This is a genomic window from Eggerthella sp., assembly GCF_048329335.1.
In the GTDB taxonomy this organism is placed as follows: Bacteria; Actinomycetota; Coriobacteriia; order Coriobacteriales; family Eggerthellaceae; genus Eggerthella; species Eggerthella lenta.
Genome location: NZ_DBFEGU010000239.1, coordinates 1 through 6,471, shown reverse-complemented (window position 1 = coordinate 6,471; position 6,471 = coordinate 1). Strand labels below are relative to the sequence as shown.

Sequence of the window (6,471 nt, the reverse complement as noted above, 5' to 3'; positions counted from 1 at the left end):
ACCCCGACGCCCCGCCCAACCGCCCCCGCTTACACACCGACCGGTAGATTTCGGTAGATTTTGGACGATTTTCGGTAGATCGCCGGTAGATTTCGGACGATTGTCGGACGATTGCCGGACGATTTCGGACCAGCGCGGCGCTACGTGTTGCCGCAGTAGCGCCGCGCAAGACCAAGGCCGCTCGGGGAGGGAGGCGAGCGGCCTTGGGCGGTACGGTACAGGAGGCCTCGCGCAGCGCGCGCGCCGCAGGGCTTCGCGCTACTTGCCTTCTGCCGCCTTGCGACCGGCCAGGCGACCGAACGACATGGCCATCGAGTGGCTGGCGCCGGCCACCGTCACGGGATAGTCCACCAGGAAGCGGCCGCCCATGGTGTTCCCCGCCACGAACAGGCCGGGCACCGGGTTCTTCTCGGCATCGAGCGCGCGGCAGTCGACGTCGCAGTCGATGCCGCCGATCAGCACCAACATGCCCGAGTCGCCGAACGGCACCGCGTAGTACGGCGGGTTCTCGATGGGGAACAGGCGCGTGGACACCTTGGAGAAGTCCGCGTCCTTGCCCGCGTGCGCCAGCTCGTTGTAGCGCTCCACCGTCTCCACCAGCGCGTCAGCCGGGATGTTCACGGCCTTCGCCAACTCCTCGATGGAATCGGCCGGGATGATGGAGCCCTGCTCGATCTCGCCCTGGAAGTACGTGTCGGAGGCGTAGCCCGCAGCGAAGTGGTTGATGGCGTGCTCGTACTCGGCTTCCTGCTCGGGCGGGATGTAGTGCGTCACGCCGCCGAAGCACTGGGGCATCGCCGACAGCTGCTCTTTCCACTTGCTGTCGAAGATCTGGTACGACACGCCGCCCTTCTGACGCTTGATGGCGTTCTGCAGCTCCTGCGCTCCCACGTCCTCGTTGGCGAAGCGCTTGCCGTCCTGGTTCACCATGAGGAACGGGTCGATGCCGACGGAGTTCGTTCCCAGGCTGTGCGTCATCGGGGCATAGGGGCCGTCCTCCATGACCGCGCCGGCCCACATGGCCATCTTGTGGCCGTCGCCCGTGTTCACCGGCTTTCCGCTCTTGTCCATGGTGCTGAAGAAGCAGCCGTACTTTGTGGCCTGGGGCGCGTAGTACGTCAGCATCTCGGTGTCGCTGGACATGTCGCCGCACGACAGCACGACACCCTTCTTCGCGTTGACGCGCACGATGTTGCCGTCTTCGTCGGACGCGTACACGCCCACCACCTTGTCGCCTTCCTTGATGAGCTGCTCGCCCTTCAGGTTGAAACGCGCCTCGGCGCCGGCCTTCTGCGCGGCCTCCAGCGTGCCGTGCATGGCCCAGCCGTGATCGGGCAGCAGGTGCACCATGCCGGGGAAGCACGGGTAGTTCTCCTCGCGCCAATTGTAGTTCTCGTTCACCGGGAAGCGCTCAGGGAACACGTAGGGCTTCTCGGGGTCGGTGGGCACGTCGTGGTCGCTGGTCAGCAGCTCGTGCTCGGCAGTGCCGATGTACCAGTCCAAGTCCGGGCCGGAGTTCGCGATCCAATAGTTCAGCAGCTGCGCATTGGGGCGGTTGCCCATGACCTTCATCAGCTCGTTGACCACTTCCTGCGTCTCAGGCTGCTCGATGCCCAGCTGCTTGTGGATCTCGCTGCCGAACGTGCCGAACTCGCCCGAGCGGTAGCCCACGTCGGAACCTTTATCGAAGCCGAACGTCTTCGCGCCCGACTCCGCGGCTTCGCGCAGCGCGCACACGCCCGCCAGGCCGAGGCCCACCACGCACACATCGACGTCGACGGTTTCGGTTACCTTCGACTCGTCGACGGGCGCCGGCGGGTTCATGAACGACGGCACGAACTCGGTGGGGTTGCCGCCCGTCGCTGCGCCGCCCGAACCTGCCGCGCCGCCCTCGGCCGCGCCTGCGTCTGCGCCCGCATCGCTTTTCGCAGCCGGCGCGCATCCCGCGAGGCCGGCCGCCCCGGCCACCGCAGCTGTCGCGCCCAAGCCGAGAAACGTGCGACGGGTGAGTTTCTGCTCTCTCATAATGATCCCCTTCCCTCTTCCTTTGACGAAATGGACGACCGCCGAAAGGCCGCCAACCACGCCTCCAGCATACGAAGCGGCAGGCAAACGGGCATCACCCAGAGCCGCCAAGACCCGGTTTTCTGTCACCCGAAACGGCCAAAATGAGCAGCGCGGCGCTTCGCGACGGGTATCATGTAGGGCAGGGCGCGGCATCCGCACGGGAAGCGGATGGCTCGGGGCATGGAGGGGAGATCGAACATGGCTACGCGCGCAGCATGCTACGCAGGATATGCGTTTCTCCTGCTTGCCAATATCCTCAGCTACCATGCGACCACCGCGTTCGCCAGCGTGCCCTCATTCGACGACGGCACATACATGCCGGTGCTCGGCGCTACGCACGCAGCAGCGTTCGTAGCCGTCGCCCTGCGGTACCGCAACGTCGCGCACGAGCCCCTTGGCTCGAAGGCGGCCGGTTTCGCCGCCGTAGCGCTGTGCATAGGATTCGCGCTGGTGCCGGGATCATGCAGCGCAGGCGTGCAGCCCGGGTTCGTGGCGGGCACGGTGCTCATCGGCGTCGGCCAGGCGGTGCTCAGCTTGCTGTGGCTGTCGGCGCTGCCGATGTTTTCCTACCGCACCAGCTACCTGTTCCTGCTGGGCAGCCATGCGGCCGCCACCGCGCTGTGCGCGATCGTGCTGCAATACCCGCAGGAATGGTACATCCCCATCACCCTGGCATCGCTGCTGGCGGCATGCGCCTGCGCCACCCGGCTGCGCGTCGCACGGCCCATCGAGCGCACCTTCTCCAGCCAGATAGCCGACGTCGCGCCGCTTGTGGGCAAAGGCGTGCTCGCCGTAGGATTGTTCGCCCTGCTCAGCGGGTTCGTCACCAGCCTATCGGGGCAACCCGACATCGATCCCGATCTCATGCAGTACCTCGTGCTGGGGATTTCCGCCTGCGTGCTGGTCATCATGTCGGTGCCCGCGCTGCTGTTTCGCCAGCCGTTCAAGCTGGAAGGCAGCTACCGCGTGGCGCTGCCGCTTTCCGCGCTGGGCCTGCTGGTGCTGCCAGGGCTGACGGAAGCCGTCCCTCCCGCTATTGCCGGCACACTGGCCACCACGGGCTACATGATGTGCGGCATCGTGCTGGCCTGCACCATCGCCGAAGTGGGAAAGGCTGCGCGCATACCCGTCATGCCGCTGTACGCTGCAAGCGACACGGTTTCGCTGCTGTGCCTGCTGGCGGGAACGGAAGCGGGTGCGCTGACCCGCGTGTACCTTCCGGGGACGAACGCCGGGTTCGCCCTCATCGGGTTGGGAACGCTGTACCTGGTCATGCTGGGTGCTTCCTGGCTCCTTGGCCGCGAGCGCATCCCGCGCCGCAGCGATCCGCAGCCTTCACCGCCGCCCGAGCAAGACGCGCGACCGTCCGGCGGCGCCGCCTCGGAACCCGCCGACGCAACCCGGCTTGCCTCCGCGCCGATCCAGATCGTCGCCGCGCCCGAACCCGATCTCGTCGCCGCCGCCTACGGGCTGAGCGATCTGGAAACCACCGTCTTCAAACAGCTTCTAGAGGGTCGCACCATCGCGCGCATCGCGCAGGATCTCTACCTCTCGCCGAGCGCCGTGAAATACCATACGCAGAAGATCTACCGAGCCTTCGACGTGCATACCCGTGCGGAACTGGCGGCCTTCATGCGCCAGCCTCGCTTGGCCGACGTCGCGCCCGCGCACTCCACGGACGCATTGTCGCCCGAAAACCGCGCTTTTGCACCCGAAACCGAGGCTTTCGGGCGACAATGCGCCGTCGGAGACGACCAACCGGCATCAGCGCCCCTCGCGGTCACCCGCGCGAACCCGTGCGAGCGCTTAGCCCTCCAACACGGCCTGACCGACCGCGAGCGTCAAACGCTCGAGCTGCTGGCCCTCGGGGAAACGGTGGCCGCCATCGCGCGCGCTCTCGACGTCTCGGAGAACACCGTGAAGACGTATACGAAGCGCGTGTACCGAAAGCTCGACGTCCACTCCAAGCAGGACATCATCGACCTGTGCCGCGAGGGGTAGCCGACAGCGCACGATGCCCGTCGTCAAGCCCTACCCCCCCTCGGCGGGCTGAAACGAGAATCGCCCGACCGGCTCCAACCGATCGAGCGATTCGCTTCTTCTCGCAGAAAACGGAGCGAGCCATCGGCCCCGTTCACCTGTCTCATTCTGCCTCGTTCCCTACTGCTTCACCACCAGCACGTCGCAGCGGAGGTTGCGGATGAGGAACGTGGACACGCTGCCCACGAACACGTACTTGATGTTCGACAGCCCGCGCTCGCCGCACACCACGAGGTTCGGCTCGAACGGCTCGATCAGCTCGTGCTCCAGCGTGTCGGCGATGCGCCCCGCATGCACAGACACCTCCACGGAAGGAATGTCCGGGTTCTGGCGCGCCGCAGCCAACACGTCGGCCAGGTCGGCTTCGATGCGCTTTTTGCCCTCGGCGCACAGCGCTTCGAAATCGACGCCCGAAGCCTCGTAGGGAACCGAATCGATCACGTGGCCGAACATGAGCTTCGCGTGGTTGTCCGCAGCGAGCGTCACCGCGCGCTGCGCGACCGCTTCCTGCGTCGACGCGCCGTCGAGCGCGGCGAAGATACGAGCGTATTCCTGCGCCATGGTCGTTCCTTTCCCTCGATTGCATCTGGGGTCATTGTACCCCAAGCAGCACCTCCGCGCGCCGCCGAACGCTACGACGTAACCAGCAAGATGACGCCGACGCACAACAACAGCACGTACGTGAGCTTGAGGAACCTTTCCTGGCTGATCTTCTTCTGCAGCTTGCTGCCCAGAAACGTGGCCAGCACGGCCAACGGCACGCAGAACACGATGATCTGGACGACGTCGCCCGTGAAGTGCCCCTGCTGAAACGCGATGCCTGCGTAAATAAGGTTGAGCACGGTCCACACGGCGGAAAGCGTGATGCGGAACTGCTGCTGATCGCGCAGCTTCTGCACCGCGTAGATGACCAGCAGCGCGCCGCCCGACACGAACATGCCTTGGATCAGGCCGGCCAGAGCGAGAATGATCCACAGCGCCCATTCCGGCATGAACTTCTGCTGGGGCACCGCCAGGTTCTTGATACCGATGATCACAATGATCACGCCGTAGATCTTCAACAGGATATGCAGGGGCACCAGGGTATCCAGCCAAATGCCCAGCACCATGAACACGATCATCACGCCCAGGATCTTGCCAAGCTCGCGCCAATTCACGCTCTTGATGTTGAGCGCCGTCAGCAAGCCGCAGGCGAAAAAGCCCATCGCGTTGAGGATGGACACCGTAGATTCCAGGCCCAGCAGCGTCGTGCCCACCGGCATGGCGAAGATGTTCCCTGCGAATCCCGTGATGGCCTGGACCGTGTATGCGAAAAAGAACGCGGCCAGGAAAAGCGCTTTTTCCATATATGCTACAATCCTTATCTATGTGACCAGCCTACAAGTGTAGCACGGGGCGCACATCATAAGACGACGCACACGCCAGAGGACGGAATTGCATGGCGGGATTCACCATCACCATCGCAGGAGACTCGGCGCTCAACTTGGAATTCGCCCATGCGATATCCGCGGAGACGAGCGCCAAGATCCGCATGGCCGCAGACAACCTTACCGCAGATCCCATTCGGGGCATCACCGAGCTGGTGCCCACGTTCTGCTCGCTTATGGTGTATTACAACCCCCTGGTCATCACGTTCGACGAGCTGTCCACGAAGCTGCGCTCCAAGCTGCGCGACGTGGGCGAGGCCGACCTCAGCATCCGCAAGATCGTGCCCATCCCCGTGTGCTACGGGGGCGAGTTCGGCCCCGACCTGGCGAACGTGGCGCAACTGGCAGGCCTTTCCGAAGACGAAGTGATCGCCATCCACACCGAGCGCGACTACCTCATCGACATGCTGGGCTTCCTTCCCGGCTTCGCCTACCTGGGCGGCCTCGACGAGCGCCTGCACACGCCGCGCCTGGCCGTGCCGCGCACGCGCATCGAGCCGGGCAGCGTCGGGATAGGCGGCGCGCAGACGGGCATCTACCCGCTGGCCTCCCCCGGCGGCTGGCAGATCATCGGGCGCACGCCGCTCAAACCCTACGATCCCGATCGTGAGGAACCCATCCTGTACGCAGCGGGCGAGTACCTGCGCTTCGTGCCCATCACGCCCGACGAGTACACCGCCATCGAAGCGCAGCTGGCCGCGGGCACGTATTCGTACGGCATCTTCGTGGAAGGCGAGTAGCATGGGTCTGGTCGTCAAAAAACCCGGTGTGATCACCACCATCCAGGACGTGGGGCGCTTCGGCTATCAGGGCAGCGGCTTCTCCACGAACGGCGTGATGGATCATCGCGCGTTCGCCATCGCGAACCTCCTGGTGGAGAACGACCCCGGCGCACCCGTGCTGGAATTCGCGCTGGCGGGACCCACGGTGCGCTTCA

General features: G+C 65.0%; 5 protein-coding genes and 1 pseudogene. 3 read left to right on the top strand and 3 right to left on the bottom strand.

Going from position 1 to position 6,471, the window contains the following annotated elements:
• Window positions 1-258: 258 nt before the first annotated feature.
• Window positions 259-2,025 (bottom strand): FAD-dependent oxidoreductase, encoded by a 1,767-nt coding sequence (locus ACMO6A_RS07840; protein ID WP_009305760.1) that lies wholly within the window; start codon window positions 2,023-2,025, stop codon window positions 259-261.
• A 240-nt stretch (window positions 2,026-2,265) separates the two neighbouring features.
• Here ACMO6A_RS07840 and ACMO6A_RS07835 point away from each other — a divergent pair, with 240 nt between their 5' ends.
• Window positions 2,266-4,068: a helix-turn-helix transcriptional regulator gene (locus ACMO6A_RS07835; protein ID WP_009305759.1), complete on the top strand. Its 1,803-nt coding sequence runs from the start codon at window positions 2,266-2,268 to the stop codon at window positions 4,066-4,068.
• A gap of 159 nt (window positions 4,069-4,227) precedes the next feature.
• On the opposite strand, the gene ACMO6A_RS07830 is transcribed toward ACMO6A_RS07835, so the two are convergent.
• Together ACMO6A_RS07830 and ACMO6A_RS07825 are read right to left on the bottom strand one after the other, a co-directional pair.
• Entirely contained in the window at window positions 4,228-4,668 is a 441-nt protein-coding gene (locus ACMO6A_RS07830) for a universal stress protein (RefSeq protein ID WP_009305757.1), read from the bottom strand.
• A gap of 71 nt (window positions 4,669-4,739) precedes the next feature.
• Window positions 4,740-5,453 carry a sulfite exporter TauE/SafE family protein gene (locus ACMO6A_RS07825; RefSeq protein WP_009305754.1) on the bottom strand — a complete coding sequence of 238 codons (714 nt, stop codon included), beginning with the start codon at window positions 5,451-5,453 and terminating at the stop codon, window positions 4,740-4,742.
• Window positions 5,454-5,545: 92 nt separating this feature from the next.
• Between ACMO6A_RS07825 and pxpB the strand changes: the two genes are divergently transcribed.
• Window positions 5,546-6,274 carry a 5-oxoprolinase subunit PxpB gene (gene pxpB / locus ACMO6A_RS07820; protein ID WP_009305753.1) on the top strand — a complete coding sequence of 243 codons (729 nt, stop codon included), beginning with the start codon at window positions 5,546-5,548 and terminating at the stop codon, window positions 6,272-6,274.
• A gap of 1 nt (window position 6,275) precedes the next feature.
• A pseudogene (locus ACMO6A_RS07815) lies at window positions 6,276-6,471 on the top strand (KipI antagonist); the annotation flags it as partial.